The sequence below is a fragment of the Paenibacillus dokdonensis genome (assembly GCF_004916975.1).
In the GTDB taxonomy this organism is placed as follows: Bacteria; Bacillota; Bacilli; order Paenibacillales; family Paenibacillaceae; genus Paenibacillus_AQ; species Paenibacillus_AQ dokdonensis.
Map to the genome: position 1 here is coordinate 1,323,161 of NZ_STGQ01000002.1, position 17,804 is coordinate 1,340,964.

Below are 17,804 nucleotides of genomic sequence, written 5' to 3' on the forward strand. Positions count from 1 at the left end.
CCAACTCACGCTCAACGGATGGGCCTTTGTACCAATTGCGGCGGGATTCAGCGCTGGTGCTGACGGGTAATAAAATTATACAAAGGCGGTATTTGCGCCGCTTCATTAACACCAACCAAACGTAAGGAGCTGATCATAATGGATAGCAACGTATTCAAAGGGAAATGGAACCAGCTGAAGGGCGAAGCGAAGAAACAATGGGGCGAGCTTACGGATGATGATCTGGACAAGATCGATGGTGAAAAGGATAAGCTTGTCGGCAAACTGCAGGAACGCTATGGTCATACCAAGGATGATGCCGAAAAGGAATATCATCATTGGTCCCGTTCACATATGGATTAATGTTCAATTGGACTCTATAGCCTAACCCCAAACCCACCTGAAACTTCAGGTGGGTTTTTTGCGATTATTTGTATGGAAAGCCTGTTTAACTGGCATCATCGTGATATGATAGAAAGTAATGTTTAGTGCAAAATGTTCAGGAGTGAGTCCATGGAGTTTTCCAAAATATTTCTCGGTAATACCGCTTTGCTCGTTACGGTTGCCTATTTGGCAAATTTGATATATAAGTATGCGCTCAGCCGGACCTCTTCATCCATAAAATATATCAGCTCGGTGCTGCTCATTATTTTCTGCGGCTGGCTTAGTATGTTCTTTGGATACAACGTGAGTGAAAATGTCATTTTCGATTTGCGTATCATTCCTTTGATCATTGCAACGATTGCCTATTCGGAACCGCCGACGCTGGTAATTATCGGTGCCAGTATTGGGCTGTCGCGCCTGTTCTTCGGAGTGAATGAGGCCGCGATAGCCGGCTGTCTGAACCTTTGTATTTTGGGTGTGGCTGCCGCGGTGCTTCATGTATGGATGAACCGTCGAAATTTCGGTTTAATGACACAGGGGCTTATCGCAATTATCGTAATCAATCTGCTGAATTGTCTGGATATTGCATTTCTTGGCGTCATTCCGCCGCAGACCTATTTTATAGAAATCATGCCGGTCACACTGCCGCTCAGCTTGGTGCTTAGTCTTATTTTTTCGCTGATTTTGCGGGATTTCCAATTGGAGCGAAATCGGACGGTGCAGATCAAGCACAGCAACGTACTGCTGTCAGCGCAAGCGGAAGAGCTGCATAAGGCGAAAATCGTCCTCGAGGAAAGAGCAAAGGAACTGGCTCAGTCCTCCCAGTATAAAACGGAATTCCTGGCCAATATGTCGCATGAGCTAAGGACACCCCTCAACAGTATCATTAATTTCGCCCAGCTGATCAGTGAGGAAGACGAGGGCCATACCAAGGAAGAAATGGCAGAGTACGGGACGATTATTTTCCAATCAGGCCGGGAGCTGCTGACCATTATCAATGACATTTTAGATCTGACCAAAGTGGAAGCCGGACAACTTGAGATCGTGAAAGAGGATATGAATGTCAGTGAAATTCCCCAGCTTCTGGGCATGCACTTTGAGCATGAGGCTGAGAGAGGGAATATTGCTTTTGAAATGCTTCTGGACCAGCGTCTTCCGCAAACGATGTATACCGACCCGAACCGGGTGCAGCAAATCTTGCGCAATCTACTTTCCAACGCTTTTAAGTTTACTCATGAGGGTAAAGTGAAGCTCAACATCCGCCTTGCGCAGACGGGAAAGGAAGATGAAAGTGGGGATTGGATCGTCTTTGACGTGATCGATTCCGGCATCGGCATTCCGAAGGGCAAGCAGGCGTATATTTTTGAAGCATTCAAGCAGGCGGATGGCTCAATCAACCGCAAATATGGCGGAACCGGCCTCGGATTATCCATCAGCAGGGACTTGTCCAGGCTGCTCGGCGGGTATATAGATTTGGAGAGCGAGGAAGGAAAAGGCAGTCGATTCTCACTTCATTTGCCTCTACTTGATGCGGAATCCATTTAGCTTCGGAATGGTTGAAACCGAGTGCCTTTAGCAGGTAGAATGAGGACAAACAGGTACAATGGAAGCGGGGTGAGGAAGATCGGACTTCATGCGTTAGTGCTTGGTGCCACGGGTCTTGTTGGCGGGGAAGTCGTTCAGGAGCTTCTACGCAGCGAGGCTTATGAAGAGGTAAGGGTGCTGTCGAGACGTCCGCTGGGTATCCAGCATTCGAAGCTGCTTGAAACCATCATTGACTTGGAACAGCTGGAGGAGAATGCGGAGCATTTTTTTGGTGTAAGAGACGTTTTTTGCTGCCTCGGCACCACTATCCGGAAGGCCGGATCACAGGTGAAGTTTCGCAAGGTGGATCTGGAATATCCTCTGCGTGCCGCAAAAATATCCAGGCAGCAGGGAGTGAAGCAGTTTCTTGCCGTCTCAGCCATGGGGGCGGACCCATCATCCCGTGTTTTCTATAATTGCGTTAAAGGTGAGGCCGAGCAGGTAATATCCTCTGTAGGACTCCCCGGAGTACATTTATTTCGTCCATCACTGCTGCTCGGAGACCGGAAGGAGTTTCGGCTCGGTGAAAAGGCAGGTGCTCTGGTTATGAAGGGTCTTGATCCCCTCATGCGGGGCAGGGCATCAAAATATCGGGCAATTCCCGCCGCGACACTTGCCCGCGCCATGGTGACTATTGCTCTTACAAGCACGACGGGAACCCATGTGTACCCGAATGATGTTATACATGTGCTCGGCACGGGTACGGCGGATTCAGCATACATACTTTAACTCGGGATTTTTTACGGAATCCTATATCTGAAAGGGTGAACAAAGATGAGTAAAAAAGTGATTTCAACAACATCTGCGCCAGGAGCGATTGGACCATACAGCCAGGCGGTTCAAATTGGAGATTTTATCTTCACATCAGGACAGCTCGGATTGAATCCGGAAACCGGTGAATTTGGCAGCGGCGTGCAGGAGCAGGCGCGTCTGGCGCTCAGTAACGTAAAGGCTATTCTTGAAGCCGCAGGCAGCAGCCTGGATCAAGTCGTGAAGACGACCGTGTTCCTGAAGGACATGAACGACTTCGCAGCCGTTAACGAAATTTATGCTTCGTTCTTCTCCGAGCCCTATCCTGCCCGCAGCGCGGTAGAGGTAGCGCGTCTGCCAAAGGACGGATTGGTGGAAATCGAAACGATTGCGTCTTTGAAATAATCTATCTCATAAAACACATAAAAAGCGCCCCCGGATTGATCCGGCGGGCGCTTTTTGTGTTGGTTATGGTGTCACGCGGTATAATTCGCAGGTGTCTATAGATGATGATGTCGTTAAAGAAGGATCTAATGTATTGGATTTTTAATAATTGAGGCTATTGCTACGGATGCTGATATTATTGACACCATTGTTGCATGATTTGAAAAGGAAATAGTTAATCTCATTGATGTTGTTGGGTTTGTTGGTTTCTGAAAAGCAGCATTCCGCACGCGGCAGCGGAGGGGACGAATCGATTCCGAAAAAGCGAAGCGGTCGCATTTGTCCCCTGATTTCGACTATGAAATAGTTAATTAATGAAATCAGGGGGCAACAGCGATTGTAGGAACGATTCGTTCCCGGAGCGCCTCACAAAGCGCCAACCAGAATATCAACCAGAATGCCAACCATAGGCTCTAAGGCAATACTAATCCCGATCCCGATTCCGCGCAAAGAACAAATAAATCGCATAAATCAGCAGAATCGCCGCAAGAATGAACGCAGCAATAAACACATTTTCCGCCGTATCCTTCTGCTTGATGCCTATCGCAATATAGGCCCAGACAAAAACCAACGGATAAATACTATCCCGATACGGATAACTGACGAGAATGGCCAGGAGCGCGCCGACTAACAGCATGATGACTGCCCAGGTCGTATCGCTCAGACCCCATCCGTCCCAGCTCTTCTTCAGCGCAACTCCAATGTTGACGATTGTGGCTACGCTGATCCAGCCAAAATACAAGCTGAAGGGCAGCTTAACGAACCACATTTCGCCCAGCGTAGGATAGTGAATCCGGCGTGTGCGAACATATATCATAATAAGTGATAGCAGGAGCAGCGCCATGGCAACGACCGACAACTCGATATAGAGATACTGCCACAGCAGGAGCCAAGCAACGTTGAAAATGCAGCTCAGTACAAACCAGGGACCCATTCTTTGCACCGATTCGCGGGATTCCGTTGTTCTCCGGAACTGGTAAATGATAAATCCGAGCAGCAGCAGATAGATCAATCCCCAGATCATAAACGCGTAGCCCGCCGGCGTGATGAGCGTCGGGTACTTGTCCGATATTTCCCCGGTGCTAAGCCCGTTCAAGACGGTTGTATTCGCAAGTGTGTTCACGACAATGACAGCGATGAAACCCAGCAGATTCCACCATTTGTACGGATTACTCCTCAGCAAGATCATCAGCCTCCCAAATGGATCATTTCAGACTCTCATGAATAGCTTTTCCCTAAAGATATACCCCAAAACCCGGGAGTAGAACAGAACCTCTCCAGATTCATTTTCTCGTTAGGCAGGTAATAAAAGGGAAAATTGAACTTTCGAGGGAGTGAGCAGCTTGAAATCCAAAAAGACCTCTCAGCTGCTGCAGCAGCTGGTTTTTGTTGGACCTTCCGCTTTGTTTTTTCTTGTCATAGTTATCTTCCCATTTTTACTGGGCGTATATTACTCCTTCACCAATTGGAATGGCGTATCCCGGCATGCGGGATGGGTGGGCTTCCGTAATTACATTCATATTTTCACTGCGGATCCGGCTTTTCTGCATTCCTTTTGGTTCACGGTCAAATTCACTGTGCTCGGAGTCGTGCTGACGAATGTTCTTGGTTTTATGCTTGCATATCTGCTGACACGTCCGCTATTTACCCGAAACGCGCTGCGCACCGTGTTCTTTGTGCCTCATGTCATCGGCGGGCTGCTGCTCGGCTTTATATGGCAGTTCATATTCGTGAAAGGGTTTGCAGCCATGGGACAGACTACGGGCTTCTCCTTTTTCAATCTGCCTTGGCTAGGGACAGAATCGACCGCGTTCTGGGCTATCGTCATTGTATTTGTGTGGCAGAATGCAGGTTATCTCATGGTGATTTACATTTCCTCGCTGAATAATGTGCCGAGAAATTTGATCGAGGCTGCCCAGATCGATGGAGCTTCCAAAGGACAGGTCTTGCGTAAAATTACGATACCAATGGTGATGCCGGCGGTAACCGTATGCTTGTTTCTCGCTATTTCCTGGTCCTTCAAGCTGTTTGACCTCAACCTGTCGCTGACCAAAGGCGGCCCGTTTAAGGCGACAGAATCGGTAGCACTGAACATTTACAATGAAGCCTTCAACATCAGCCGCTTTGGCATGGGTTCGGCGAAGGCCATTATATTCTTCATCATCGTTGCGATCATTTCGATTATTCAGGTGCGTACCACCAAGAGCCGGGAGGTGGAGATTTGATGGAAACGACACGCCGCCGCGGCAAATGGTTTGCGGCTGAGATTATTATGATTTTGTTTGCGCTGGTGTTCTTGGTGCCTTTTTATTTTCTGCTCGTCAATTCGGTGAAATCCTTTGGCGACATTCTGACGAATGCTGCCGGATGGCCCAAGAGCTTTTTGTGGGGGAACTATGCCGAAGCATGGAAACTGACCGTGTTTCCAAAGGTATTCTGGAATTCGCTCGTGGTAGCGGTAGTAAGCAATGTGCTGCTTGCACTCATCAGTTCCATGGCGGCTTACCGCATGGTACGGCGGAACACGCTGTTTAACCGCCTTTTATTCGGCGCATTTGTAGCCGCTATGGTCATTCCGTTCCAGTCCATTATGATTCCGCTCGTTAAAGTGGTAAGCACGCTGGGCCTGATGGATTCGCGGACGGGACTCATTATTTGCTATCTCGGATTTGGGGCGCCGCTGTCGGTATTTCTGTTCCATGGATTCGTGAAAACAGTTCCGAAAGAGATTGAGGAAGCGGGCAGGGTGGATGGCTGTTCTACCTACGGCATTTTCTTTAAAATCGTACTTCCTCTCATGCAGCCGATTGCTGTAACGGTGATCATCCTGAATGCGCTTTGGATCTGGAATGACTATCTGATGCCTTACCTGATTTTGCAGAACCCCGATTTGCAAACGATCCCGATCGCAACGTATTCATTTTTCGGCCAGTTTACAAAGCAGTGGGATCTGGCACTGCCCGCTCTTGTGCTGGGTATTCTGCCGATCGTCATCTTCTTTTTGGCGATGCAGAAGTACATCATTGAGGGGATTTCTCAGGGATCGGTTAAAGGATAACGGGATCATAACCCATCCATTCCGAATCTTACAGGCGGATACAATTCAGGAAGCATGCAAAGGAGGACTCATGGCATGAAAAGAGGCAAGCATATACGTACCGGAGCTGCATGGGCTCGCCTGACTACATGGGTGACGCTGATTGCCCTTTTGGCCGGTTGCGGAAGCGGAAACAGCAGCGGGACGAAAACCGTGCATATTTTCCAGTTCAAGGTTGAAATTTCAGATGCGCTCAAGGAGATGAAAGCGGAGTATGAGAAGACCCATCCCGGAGTCAAGCTGGATATCCAGACCGTCGGCGGCGGCAGTGATTACGGAGCCTCGCTCCGGGCAAAATTTGCAGCATCGAAGGAGCCTGATATTTTCAACATCGGTGGATATAACGAGCTTGAGATGTGGCGGGAATACTTGGAGGATCTTTCAGGTGAGCCTTGGGTGAAGGATGTTAAAGATATTGCCAAGGAGCCGATGACAAAGGATGGCAAGCTGTACGGACAGCCAATGAATCTGGAGGGATACGGATTTATATATAACAAGGATTTATTCAAAAAAGCAGGGATAACGGAGCGTCCAGTGACGCTGAGCGGGCTGGAGGAAGCAGCGAAAAAGCTGAAGGCAGCAGGTGTTATTCCATTTGCCAACGGCTATCAGGAAAACTTTGTTCTTGGCAACCATAATATCAATGTGGCTTTCGCAGATCAGAAGGACCCGGGAGCATTCATTAAGGGATTAACCGATCAAACCGGAAAATTTTCCTCGAACAAGATTGTCTCGGAATGGTCCAATCTGCTGGACCTGACATTGAAATACGGCAATCCCAATCCGCTGACAACCGATTACAATACACAAGTTACGATGTTCGCCAGCGGCAAGGCAGCGATGATGCAGCAGGGCAACTGGACGCAGGTGCAGATTGACGGCATTAATCCGAAGCTGGACCTGGGTATTCTGCCTATGCCGATTAACGATGATCCGGCACTTGGAGACAAGCTATATGTGGGTGTGCCGAACAACTGGGTCGTTAACAAAAATTCACCGGTCAAAAAGGAAGCCAAGGAATTCCTGAACTGGCTGGTTACCTCAGACACCGGTAAAAATTATATTACCAGCAGGTTCAAGTTTATTCCGGCTTTCAAGAGCATCAAGGGTACCGATAAGGATCTGGGTCAGCTTGGGATGGAGGTGCAGAAATATACCGATGCCGGCAAGACGCTGACATGGAACTGGTTCCGTTTTCCCAATGGGATGTCTCCAGAGTTCGCCGCAGCCATTCAGGCTTATATCGGAGGCAAAGTCACCAAGGAAGGCATGTATGATCAGTTTCAGCAAAACTGGGACAATTTAAGCTTCCGCTGATCATGTCTGTGCCTAAGAATGATAAGTTCATTAACGGGAAGACTGCTCCTTCCGGTATTCATTGGGGGTGCGGCCTTCCTGTTTTTTGAATACCTTGCTGAAATACTTCTCGTCCTGGTATCCGACCATTTCAGCGACCTGGGTGATACGAAGCTGCGGATTAAGCAGCAGCAGCTTGGCCTTATCGATACGCACGCCGGCAAGGAAGTCGGAGATGTTCACGCCAAACTCCTGCTTGAAGCGGCGGGAAATGTATTCACGGCTGAGGAAAAAGCGGGCAGCCATGTCCTGCAGCGATATATCCTCGGCATAATGGTTCTCCAGATAGCGGGCGATATCATGAATGATGTGATTTTCCCGGGAATGCTGCTGAGTCAGGATCCGGCTGGCCGCCGTCAGTCTGCCCTCATACTGGGCTTTCCACAGTGGGTATGAAATTCTCCCCAGCGGATCCATTGGGAGCGACCGCGGAAGCTCGAGCAATGCGTCCTTGTCAGGGCCCGGGCTTGCCGGATCGGAATCCCGGTCCATCCACTGCTTCAGCATCCAATCCCATTCCGAGTTCCACTGCTCCAGTTCTGCGGGTGTGACCTTGCCCAGCTTATGGACTTGATCCATCCAGCTGTCCACCGCGGCGCTGATTCTCTCCATATTGCCGCTGAGTGCAGCCATACGGAAGCTTTCCTCGTGGGAGGCCAGCCGCAGCGGTTTTTGCGGTTGCGGGGCGTTGGTGTGAAGCCAGCCCGAGAGCTCGCTCGCATTCCGCTGCCAGAGCGCCTGATGCGCTTGCTGATAGGACCCGGCTGCGCCCGAAGGAAAAGGCTGCCGGGGTCCGGCGCCAATATGAATCTGGCGGTGCAGCGTTAAATCAATACCGCTGCGTATTTCCTCGAGCGTTGCTTGCAGCGGCATCGTCTCATCCCATATCAGCAGCACGATCTCTTCCGGGTTTCCCAGATGATGAAAGGCGATCCCTTTTTGCCCTGACAGCAGAACTTCATTGCAGATATTGGTGAGCGTAAAATAAAGCAGCTGCCGCATATGCTGGAATTTATCGAGCAGCTCCTGATCCATCTGCGCCGTACTGATCACGGCACTGCTGCAGCTATCAATCTTCTCCGGCAGCCCAAATTCATCACTTAGCTGCCGCGCAAGCTCGTCCTTACTGCCATGGCTGCTGATGAGATCAGTCAGAAGCTTGTCGGCATAATGCGGTTTCATCCGGTTCAGCTCCATGTTTTTGCGGGCACTCAGCGAGTCTTGAAGCGTCTCTAGGCGGATGGCCTCGACAGCCTTTCCAAGCGCGTCGTTCAGCGCATCGGGATCAATCGGCTTAAGAATATAATCCAGACCGCCATTGCGTATGGCGTGGCGCACCAGCTCAAAATCATCATACCCGCTGATCACGATGGTTTTAACCGCAGGGCGGTTGCTTTTTATCCATTCCAGCAGCTTGGTCCCGTCCATGCGCGGCATGCGCATGTCGGTCATCACAATTTGGGGAGACTCCTCCATAATCATATCCACGGCGGACTGTCCGTCGCCTGCCTCGAGAATCTCGGTAACGCCATGGCCATCCCAATCCGCCAACATTTTAATGGCTTCTCTTACATGCTTTTCATCATCCACAATTAATACCTTTGTCATTCGTTATTCTCCTCTGTATGCTTCGCTTCGGTGTGAATTTCTACGGTTATTCGAACGCCTTGCGGCTTTATATTGTCTATATGCAGCGCTGATTCATGCTCGGTATAGAGCTGCAGGCGCATGAGTACATTGTGTAGCCCGATTCCGTCTTCATCCGTCCATTCGGCTTGAACTCCGGTTTGCTGACGTTCCAGCTGCCAGTTCAGATGCTTCAGCTCATCCGGCGGAATGGATTCCCCATTGTTTTCAATCACGATTTCCAAAACTCCATGCGGCTTCATCCGGCTGGTGATATCCAGTCTGCCCGGGTTGCCCTGATTGTCGAGACCATGCTTAAAGTAATTTTCCACGAGTGGCTGCAGGATCATTTTCGGCATGGGTACACGCAGGGTTTCCGGCTCCAGTTGGATTGAAAACTCCAATTGGTCGCTGAATCGTTCCTTTTGCAAATCGAGATACAGTCTTACATGCTCGGCTTCTTCTCTGAGGGTTACCAGCGCATCGTTATTGTTCATGCTGTAGCGCATGATTTTGGCGAGCGAGGAGAGCAGAGCATAGATCCGGGGTACATTGTTTTGCAATGCCAGCGTTCCGATCGACTGCAGTGTATTATACAGGAAATGCGGATTGATCTGCGCCTGAAGAGCCTTTAGCTGATTGGTCTTATTGGCTAGCTCCAGCCGGTATTCCCGCAAGATCAGGTTGTTGATGGTGTTCATCATCTGCTTGAACCGCGCAAACATGATACCTGTTTCATCACGGCTGTTCCAGTCGATATCGACGTCCAGCTGGCCGGATTGAATTCGGTTCATATAGCTGGTCAGACGCTTGATCGGCTCGGTAATGCGCACGGAGATGAACAGCGTACCGAATACGATAATGAGCAGGGCAACGACGGCGATAGCCGCATTGATCTGGGTCAGCTGAGTCGCACGCTCGTACAGGGTTGCGTTAGGAATTCTTTTAATGATTGTCCATTCCGTATAGGGTGTTTGCATCTTCTCAAATACATGCATGGCTCCGCCATTTTCAAAAGAACCGCTGGTCAGGTTCTGATGAATGTGTTCAAGCAAGACCTCATCCTTCAGCTTTTGACCGATCTGCTCGTCTCTGCCTGAATAAATTATGTTGCCATTCTCATCGACGACGAGGAGCTGCTCATTATTCTTATTAAACAGCTGCTCGCAAATTGCAGCAACCGCGTCGAGTCTGACATCGATCGCCAGTACCCCGAGTACCTTTTCCGAAGGGATATTGGTAATCGTCCGGTGGAACGTAAACACATCTCGCTCGGAATAAGAGGTTGGAGACGGGGGGAAACCATAATCATGGCTTTTATGGGTCGGCTCTACGGCCGTTGTATATTTTTCATATGGTCGGGTGCTTACATAAGGCTCACTTCGAAACTCTCTTTTGGGGAAAGTAGCAGGCGTTACCAGCGTGGACTGGTCCGACTGGGTCGCATGCAGGTAGATCCGTTCAATCCCGTTAATCGTGCTTTGGATATTTTGCAGCAGGGTAAATACCTCAGCCACGGCCCGGTAGTCATCAGGGATTTTGCGCAGGTTCCGCAGGAAATTCGTGTCGGTATACACCACGAGCGAAGCCTTGTTGATATTGTCCAGGTAGTTGTTCAGATTGGTCTTCCCCTGGAATATCAGATGCTTGTTCTCTTCGAGCGACTGTTCCTTAATCGTTTCCTTGGTATGAATATAAGTAATGCTGATGGAGAGAAGAAGCGGTATGGTCGTGGCCAGAAGCATGAACTGGATCAGCCGCGAGCGTATACTGCGGAATTTCATCGGTTTACCACCTTCGTGCACATAATTGCCTTTTTTCGTCATATCAATATTTTCCCCCTAACGGTTCACGATCCTCCGTGTTTTTCGATCGCTAATTCCCGCATACTGAAGCTACGAACAGTACGAAATTTTCGAAAAGGGGAGATCGGGATGAAACGCAAAAAATCATCCGGGCTGCTCCAGCAGCTGGTATTTGTGGGCCCGTCCACAATCTTTTTTACCATTATCATTGTGATTCCGTTCATTCTGGGGCTATATTATTCCTTTACGAATTGGAACGGTGTATCCGGTCAAGTGACCTGGGTCGGCATCGACAATTTCAAACAAATATTAACCAAAGATCCCGATTTTGGGAAGGCCTTCTGGTTTACGGTAAGATTTACGGTCGTTGGCATTATTTTAACCAATTTGCTCGGTTTTTTCCTTGCCTATTTATTGACCAAGCCGTTGAAGACGCGAAACGTGCTGCGTACGATCTTTTTTATGCCAAACGTCATTGGCGGCCTGCTGCTCGGCTTCATCTGGCAGTTCATTTTCATTAAAGGCTTCTCTGCGGTAGGCGATGCTACCGGCTGGTCCTTCTTCAACCTGCCTTGGCTCGGTGATGCGACTACAGGTTTCTGGGGCATCATCATCGTATTTGTATGGCAAACGGCTGGTTATCTGATGGTGATTTACATTTCATCGATCAACAACATTCCGAAAGATATCATTGAGGCAGCCGAAATTGACGGAGCGAGCAAGATGCAAATCCTGAAATCGGTCATTGTACCGCTTGTCATGCCAGCTGTAACCGTTTGTCTGTTCCTGGCGATTTCCTGGTCCTTTAAAATGTTCGATTTGAACTTGTCCCTGACCAAAGGCGGACCTTTCCGTTCGACGGAGTCGGTGGCGCTGAACATTTACAATGAAGCATTCCAGAATAACCGTTACGGGCTGGGTACTGCAAAAGCAATTATCTTCTTCGTGGTCGTTGCAATCATTACCAGTCTGCAGGTTAAATTAACGAAAAGCAAGGAGGTTGAATCCTGATGGAAGTATCGAAAAAATACCGCCTCGGCACGCTCGCAACCGAGATTATTATGGTGCTGCTGGCGCTGGTCTTCCTGATTCCGTTCTACTTCCTGTTTGTGAATTCCGTCAAAACCTTCAGTGATTTGCTGACCAATTCGGCCAGCTGGCCGAAGAGCTTTGAGTGGCATAACTATGCGAGAGCGTGGGAAATCACGAATTTCCCGAAAGCATTTACGAATTCGCTGATCGTCACGGTCATCAGCAATATGGTGCTTTCCATGTTCAGTGGGATGGCGGCTTACCGAATGGTTCGTCACAACAGTCGCTTTAACCGTTTTCTGTTTACGATCTTCGTGGCTGCGATGGTTATTCCGTTCCAGTCCATCATGATTCCACTTGTGAAAGTCATGAGCTCACTGAGCCTCATGAACAGCATTCCAGGCTTGATCATCGCCTATCTGGGCTTCGGTGTTCCGCTCAGCGTGTTCCTGTTCCACGGATTTGTGAAAAGCATTCCGCTTGAGATCGAAGAGGCTGCACGCGTTGACGGTACCAGCATTTACGGAACGTTCTTCCGCATTGTATTGCCTTTGATGAAGCCGATGTTTGTTACCGTTATTATTCTGAACACACTGTGGATCTGGAATGACTATTTGCTTCCTTCCCTGGTGCTGCAAAGTGCAGATCTCCGGACCATTCCGATTGCAACCTTTGCATTCTTCGGGCAGTTTACGAAGCAGTGGGATCTGGCGCTTCCGGCACTGGTTCTGGGCATTCTGCCGGTCATCATCTTCTTCCTGGCGATGCAAAAATATATCGTTGAAGGCATTACGCAGGGCGCTGTAAAAGGCTGATGTTTAAGTAAACGGGGGGATATTGGACAGGTCAATCCCGTCCCCCTGTTTCGTCAATATCGTAAGTGCTCATCCCGGGGACCCGTCCCTATAATGAAAGAGTAAGCGATTACAGATAAGAAAAACTCAAGCTTATGACCTTAAAGATTAATGATGTGAAGGACAAGAAAAAAGGGAGGATTCATTCATGAAAAGACGTTCCAAAATCACGCTGGCATCCATGCTCGCTCTTTCAGTTGTACTTGCAGGCTGCGGCTCCAAAACAGACAAAAATACCGAGAGCGCAAGCGGAGATAGCAGTAAAGGCGGCACCAAAACGATTCATATCTTCCAATTTAAAGTTGAGATCGCTGAAGCCCTCAATAAGCTGAAAGGCGATTATGAGGCAAGCCATCCGGGCATCAAGCTCGACATTCAAACGGTTGGCGGCGGCTCCGATTACGGCGCAGCGCTGAAAGCGAAATTCGCATCCGGCGAAGAGCCCGACATTTTCAACGTTGGCGGTTACACGGATTTGAACACTTGGGTGGATAAACTCGATGATTTGTCCAATGAAAAATGGGTCAGTGACATGGTTGACGTATCCAAGGATCAAATTACGAAGGACGGCAAAATCTATGGTATGCCAATGAACCTTGAAGGCTATGGTTTCGTATATAACAAGGATTTGTTCAAAAAAGCAGGTATCACGGAAACGCCTAAAACGCTCACTGAATTGACAGCTGCGGCTCAAAAGCTGCAGGATGCTGGCATCACTCCATTCGTTAACGGATATCAAGAAGGCTGGATCCTGGGACAACATACACTGAACGTTCCTTTCGCACATCAGGAAGATCCTAGCGCCTATATCGATGGTTTGAACAAAGGTACCGCTAAATTCGCAGGCAACAAGCAAATGGATGAATTCATGAAGCTGTTTGACCTTACGCTGAAATACAGCAACAAGAACCCGCTGACGACCGACTACAACACGGAAATGACGATGTTCGCAAACGGACAAGCGGCAATGACGCAGCAAGGGAACTGGACTCAAGTTCAAATTGACGGAATTACGCCTAACATGAACATTGGTATCCTGCCTATGCCGATCAACGACAATGCAGAGGAAAATGACAAGCTGCTGGTTGGCGTACCAAACAACTGGGTTGTAAACAAGAACTCCAAAGTGAAAGACGATGCGAAGGAATTCCTGAACTGGCTCGTGACTTCCGATCAAGGTAAAAACTACATTACGAAAGAATTCAAGTTCATCCCTGCATTCAAAAGCATTAACGCTACCGAACAGGATCTGGGTGCACTCGGCGCTGAAGTATTGAAATACAGCAAAGAGAACAAGCTGCTGAGCTGGCAGTTTGCAAGATTCCCTGAAGGTGCTTGGAATGAGTTCGGTTCCAGCATGCAGAGCTACATCGCAGGTAAATCCGACAAGGATCAGCTCATGGCAGATTTCCAAAAAACATGGGATAACCTGAAGAAATAATCGAAGTACCTGAAGGAATAATTTCTATTAAAAAAGAGGCTCTCTTTTGACACTAAAAGGGGCCTCTTTTCATCATCATCATTCAAGCAGCCGAATAGTAATCCATAAGAACAAAGCCTGTTTATCCGGAAGTTTGGGGGAACGGGCTTTGTTTTTGTGAACATATTTATGGATTTGCGTATCTTCCAGGCTGAGAAATTAAACACTCTATAGATGAGGACGGGGATCATTCAAGGGAACTTTTATCGCGGATTTTATATAAAAAAGACGATTGCGGTTTTTAAATTGAGTGGTTTTCGTATAAGATGGAAGTATATGTGTTATTACGGAAACGACAGGAGACAACCATGAATCAACCGCTATATGGCGTATGGCTAGGTGATGTGTTTTTTTGTTTTTCAGGAGAAATGTCCGAACCGAAGGTGGATGCGTGGAGCAAGGTTGTGAGATCGCTTGTCATGACGGACGGGGCGAAGCCCTTTGCACAGGCTGCGCTTCGTCTTGCCGAGCTGCGTTATCCTTCCCCGACGGCCGGACAGCGTACAGCCCGGCGCGGCGAGCGGCGGCAGCTGATGGGCAGGACCCTTGAAGGGCTTGCTTTGACACCTGCGGATGCCTTTTCCATGCTGCTGGCATGGGATGAACCCGCCTGTGTGCGGCTTGGCATTGACCCGGGGGCAGAGATGGGATATTGGTCCAAAGCGGCCAAGTTTGCCTTGGAGCTGATGCTGCGCGGACAGATCGCTCCGGGTGCTGCGGCGGTTACAGCGGCAGGCACCCGCCGGCGGGCAGGCGTACTCGCGCTGACGGGCAGCTGGAAGCCCAAGCTGAAGGAGCCGCAGGATATCGAGCGGTTTTTGCAGCTGGCAGCCGCCATGCCTCCGGTTGCGCTTGGTGTGCCTGCACTCCTCGGGAGCGAACCCTTGACGAAGCAGGAAGCGGGAGCGACTGCGCTGCATTCATTTCTGAGCGCGATGATTCATTCGCGCGTGCAGGAGATTGTGCGTGCGCAGGAGGGCAAACTGTCGCGCTGCCAGGCGGATTACCGCAGGGGGACATCACCGCTGACAGAGCTGTGGTGGAACAGCCTGCTTACCGTGAGCCGGACCATTGCTGTTCAGGGAACAGCCGAGGAAATAACCGCCATGGGCGAGGAGGTCGCCGCTTTTGGGGGGACTTCGATTCCGGAGAGTCCGGAAGGTGAAGAGCATTCCCGCCAGGGCAGGCTGAAGCTGGGGCTCCGCCTTGCGCCGAGCCATACGGAGGAACAAGAGCGCTGGCGTGTAACCTTTTGGGCGGAATTTCAAGATGAATTTGGAGCCTTGCTGCCGGTCGCTGCGATCTGGGGATACAGGGAACGGGATATTCACCGCCGCGGGAAAATATATGAGGATGTACAAGAGCAGCTGCTGAACCTTCTGGGAGAAGCGGCATCGTTATCACCAGAGATTGCAGCCGCGCTGCGTGTACCCGCACCTCAAGGGATGGAGCTTACGTCCGCAGAGATGGTCGCCTTTGTACGGAACTCTGTACCACGGCTGAATAAAGCCGGGATGACGGTACAGATGCCTTCCAAATGGAGCCGGAAGGGACGCCGCCGGGTCGGCCTGTCCCTCAAGATGCAAACCGATGACAGCAAGCCAGGCCTTCCTGTCATCGGTATGGAACAGCTGGTGTCCTTTCATGTGGAGGCAGCGCTTGACGGGTTGACACTGTCACGTGATGAGCTTGCCGAGCTGGCAGAGGCTGCACTGCCTTATGTGCAGTTTCGCGGGGAATGGATAGAGCTGGACCTGAAGGAAATCCGCCAGGTTCTACGCTATCTGAAGCGGCATGAAGAGGGAGAGATGGATCTATCAGAATGGCTGCATCTGTCAGCGGAAGAAGGAGCAGAAAGGCTGTGGAAGGGCATTCCGGTCATGGGGCTGGAAACAGCAGGATACCTCCAGTCTCTGCTGGGCGAAGAGGGGCCCCGCAAGGTTCCGGTACGACCGGTGCCGGCTTCACTGCATGGCGTCCTTCGTCCATATCAGGAGCGGGGATATCAGTGGCTGTCTGCGATGAGGGATATGGGATTTGGCGTCTGCCTGGCGGATGATATGGGCTTGGGTAAGACGATTCAGGTGATTACCTGCTTGCTGGAGCAGTACAAGAAAGATCAAAATCCTGTTCTTATCGTGTGTCCGACCTCGCTTCTTGGCAACTGGCAGCGCGAGCTGCAGCGGTTTGCACCCGATCTGAATCTATATATTCATCACGGCAACCGCCGCCAGCATGGTGAGGATTTTCTGCAAGAGGCAGCCAAACATGATCTTGTCTTGACGACTTACCATCTGGCAGGACGGGATGGAACGGATTTGGCCGCCATGGCGTGGACCTCCATCGTGCTGGATGAAGCACAGTATATAAAAAACCACCGCACAAAGCAGGCTCAAAGTGTGATGAAGCTGTCGTCTCCCCACCGCATTGCAATGACGGGAACACCAGTGGAGAACCGCCTTGGCGAGCTGTGGTCGATATTTCACTTTTTAAACCCGGGTTATCTGGGCTCTGCAGCTTCATTCCGGCAGCATTATACGGCAAGCGACGCGGGAACCGGAAAGCTGCAGGAGCTTCATAAGCTTGTAGCTCCCTTCATGCTGCGGCGATTGAAGAGCGACCCGGATATCCGCAAGGATCTGCCGGAGAAGCTTGAGATTAAGTCGTACTGCACGTTGACGCCGGTCCAGGGAGCGATGTACCAGTCGGTGGTTGAACAGGTGATGGAGCAGATTGGCAAAGAAACGGGCATCACCCGCAAAGGGCTTGTGCTGTCCTCACTAACCAAGCTGAAGCAAATCTGTGATTCCCCGCAGCTTCTTGGCAGGGAAGAGTCCAAGGGTTCCAAGGCGGAATCTTCCGGTAAAATGGAGCGTCTCTATGATCTTCTCGATAATATAGATGAAACTGGAGAATCTGCGCTTATCTTCACCCAGTATGTGGCGATGGGACATTTAATTGTATCGCGCCTGGAGCAGAGGTATGGTGTCAAGCCGTCCTTTTTGCATGGGGGTGTTTCCAAACAGGAACGGGATCAGATGGTGAATGATTTTCAAAATGGAGAGGGATCACGGTTTTTCGTCCTTTCATTGAAAGCCGGGGGTGTCGGCCTCAACCTCACACGTGCCAACCACGTGCTACATTATGACCGGTGGTGGAATCCGGCGGTTGAGAACCAGGCCACGGACCGTGTTTTCCGTATCGGCCAGAACAAGAATGTCCAGGTTCATAAGCTGATATGCCAAGGCACGCTGGAAGAGCGTATTGATGAGCTGATTGAACATAAGAAGGCGCTGTCCGAACAGGTCGTCGGCTCTGGCGAAACCTGGCTTACCGAAATGTCTGACAATGAGCTCCGGGAGTTGATTACGCTTCAGGGAGAAGACTGGATGTAAGCTGACAGGCAATAATGA

General features: G+C 50.0%; 14 protein-coding genes. 11 read left to right on the forward strand and 3 right to left on the reverse strand.

Annotated elements, in window-relative coordinates:
- Nucleotides 1-138 precede the first annotated feature (138 nt).
- The 4 genes from E6W40_RS23880 (at nt 139) to E6W40_RS23895 (ending at nt 3,102) form a co-directional block, all read left to right on the forward strand.
- A complete protein-coding gene (locus E6W40_RS23880) occupies nt 139-342 on the forward strand; it encodes a CsbD family protein (protein WP_136608035.1) in 204 nt (67 codons plus the stop codon).
- Between the two features lie 150 nt (nt 343-492).
- Nucleotides 493-1,908, forward strand: coding sequence for an ATP-binding protein (locus tag E6W40_RS23885; RefSeq protein ID WP_136608036.1), 1,416 nt, complete (start codon nt 493-495; stop codon nt 1,906-1,908).
- Nucleotides 1,909-1,947: 39 nt separating this feature from the next.
- On the forward strand, nt 1,948-2,676 hold the full coding sequence (locus tag E6W40_RS23890; protein WP_246073154.1) for an oxidoreductase: 729 nt from the start codon (nt 1,948-1,950) through the stop codon (nt 2,674-2,676).
- A 45-nt stretch (nt 2,677-2,721) separates the two neighbouring features.
- Nucleotides 2,722-3,102 (forward strand): RidA family protein, encoded by a 381-nt coding sequence (locus E6W40_RS23895; RefSeq protein WP_136608037.1) that lies wholly within the window; start codon nt 2,722-2,724, stop codon nt 3,100-3,102.
- 463 nt (nt 3,103-3,565) lie between these two features.
- Here E6W40_RS23895 and E6W40_RS23900 read toward each other — a convergent pair whose 3' ends face one another.
- Nucleotides 3,566-4,324 carry a tryptophan-rich sensory protein gene (locus E6W40_RS23900; protein ID WP_136608038.1) on the reverse strand — a complete coding sequence of 253 codons (759 nt, stop codon included), beginning with the start codon at nt 4,322-4,324 and terminating at the stop codon, nt 3,566-3,568.
- 160 nt (nt 4,325-4,484) lie between these two features.
- Between E6W40_RS23900 and E6W40_RS23905 the strand changes: the two genes are divergently transcribed.
- The 3 genes from E6W40_RS23905 (at nt 4,485) to E6W40_RS23915 (ending at nt 7,555) form a co-directional block, all read left to right on the forward strand.
- Nucleotides 4,485-5,366: a carbohydrate ABC transporter permease gene (locus E6W40_RS23905; RefSeq protein WP_136608039.1), complete on the forward strand. Its 882-nt coding sequence runs from the start codon at nt 4,485-4,487 to the stop codon at nt 5,364-5,366.
- A complete protein-coding gene (locus tag E6W40_RS23910) occupies nt 5,366-6,199 on the forward strand; it encodes a carbohydrate ABC transporter permease (protein WP_136608040.1) in 834 nt (277 codons plus the stop codon). Before E6W40_RS23905 ends, E6W40_RS23910 begins: the two co-directional genes overlap by 1 nt.
- 75 nt (nt 6,200-6,274) lie before the next feature.
- Nucleotides 6,275-7,555 (forward strand): ABC transporter substrate-binding protein, encoded by a 1,281-nt coding sequence (locus E6W40_RS23915; protein WP_136608041.1) that lies wholly within the window; start codon nt 6,275-6,277, stop codon nt 7,553-7,555.
- A 30-nt stretch (nt 7,556-7,585) separates the two neighbouring features.
- Here the strand turns inward: E6W40_RS23915 and E6W40_RS23920 are convergent, their stop codons facing one another.
- Nucleotides 7,586-9,202, reverse strand: coding sequence for a response regulator (locus tag E6W40_RS23920; protein WP_136608042.1), 1,617 nt, complete (start codon nt 9,200-9,202; stop codon nt 7,586-7,588).
- Nucleotides 9,199-11,004 (reverse strand): cache domain-containing sensor histidine kinase, encoded by a 1,806-nt coding sequence (locus tag E6W40_RS23925; RefSeq protein WP_136608236.1) that lies wholly within the window; start codon nt 11,002-11,004, stop codon nt 9,199-9,201. Before E6W40_RS23925 ends, E6W40_RS23920 begins: the two co-directional genes overlap by 4 nt.
- Nucleotides 11,005-11,154: 150 nt before the next feature.
- Between E6W40_RS23925 and E6W40_RS23930 the strand changes: the two genes are divergently transcribed.
- The 4 genes from E6W40_RS23930 (at nt 11,155) to E6W40_RS23945 (ending at nt 17,786) form a co-directional block, all read left to right on the forward strand.
- Nucleotides 11,155-12,036: a carbohydrate ABC transporter permease gene (locus E6W40_RS23930; protein ID WP_136608043.1), complete on the forward strand. Its 882-nt coding sequence runs from the start codon at nt 11,155-11,157 to the stop codon at nt 12,034-12,036.
- Complete coding sequence (locus E6W40_RS23935) at nt 12,036-12,872, forward strand: carbohydrate ABC transporter permease (RefSeq protein ID WP_136608044.1); 837 nt, start codon at nt 12,036-12,038, stop codon at nt 12,870-12,872. Before E6W40_RS23930 ends, E6W40_RS23935 begins: the two co-directional genes overlap by 1 nt.
- A 187-nt stretch (nt 12,873-13,059) precedes the next feature.
- Nucleotides 13,060-14,352 (forward strand): ABC transporter substrate-binding protein, encoded by a 1,293-nt coding sequence (locus E6W40_RS23940; RefSeq protein ID WP_136608045.1) that lies wholly within the window; start codon nt 13,060-13,062, stop codon nt 14,350-14,352.
- A 347-nt stretch (nt 14,353-14,699) separates the two neighbouring features.
- Nucleotides 14,700-17,786 carry a DEAD/DEAH box helicase gene (locus E6W40_RS23945; protein ID WP_136608046.1) on the forward strand — a complete coding sequence of 1,029 codons (3,087 nt, stop codon included), beginning with the start codon at nt 14,700-14,702 and terminating at the stop codon, nt 17,784-17,786.
- Nucleotides 17,787-17,804: the final 18 nt, after the last annotated feature.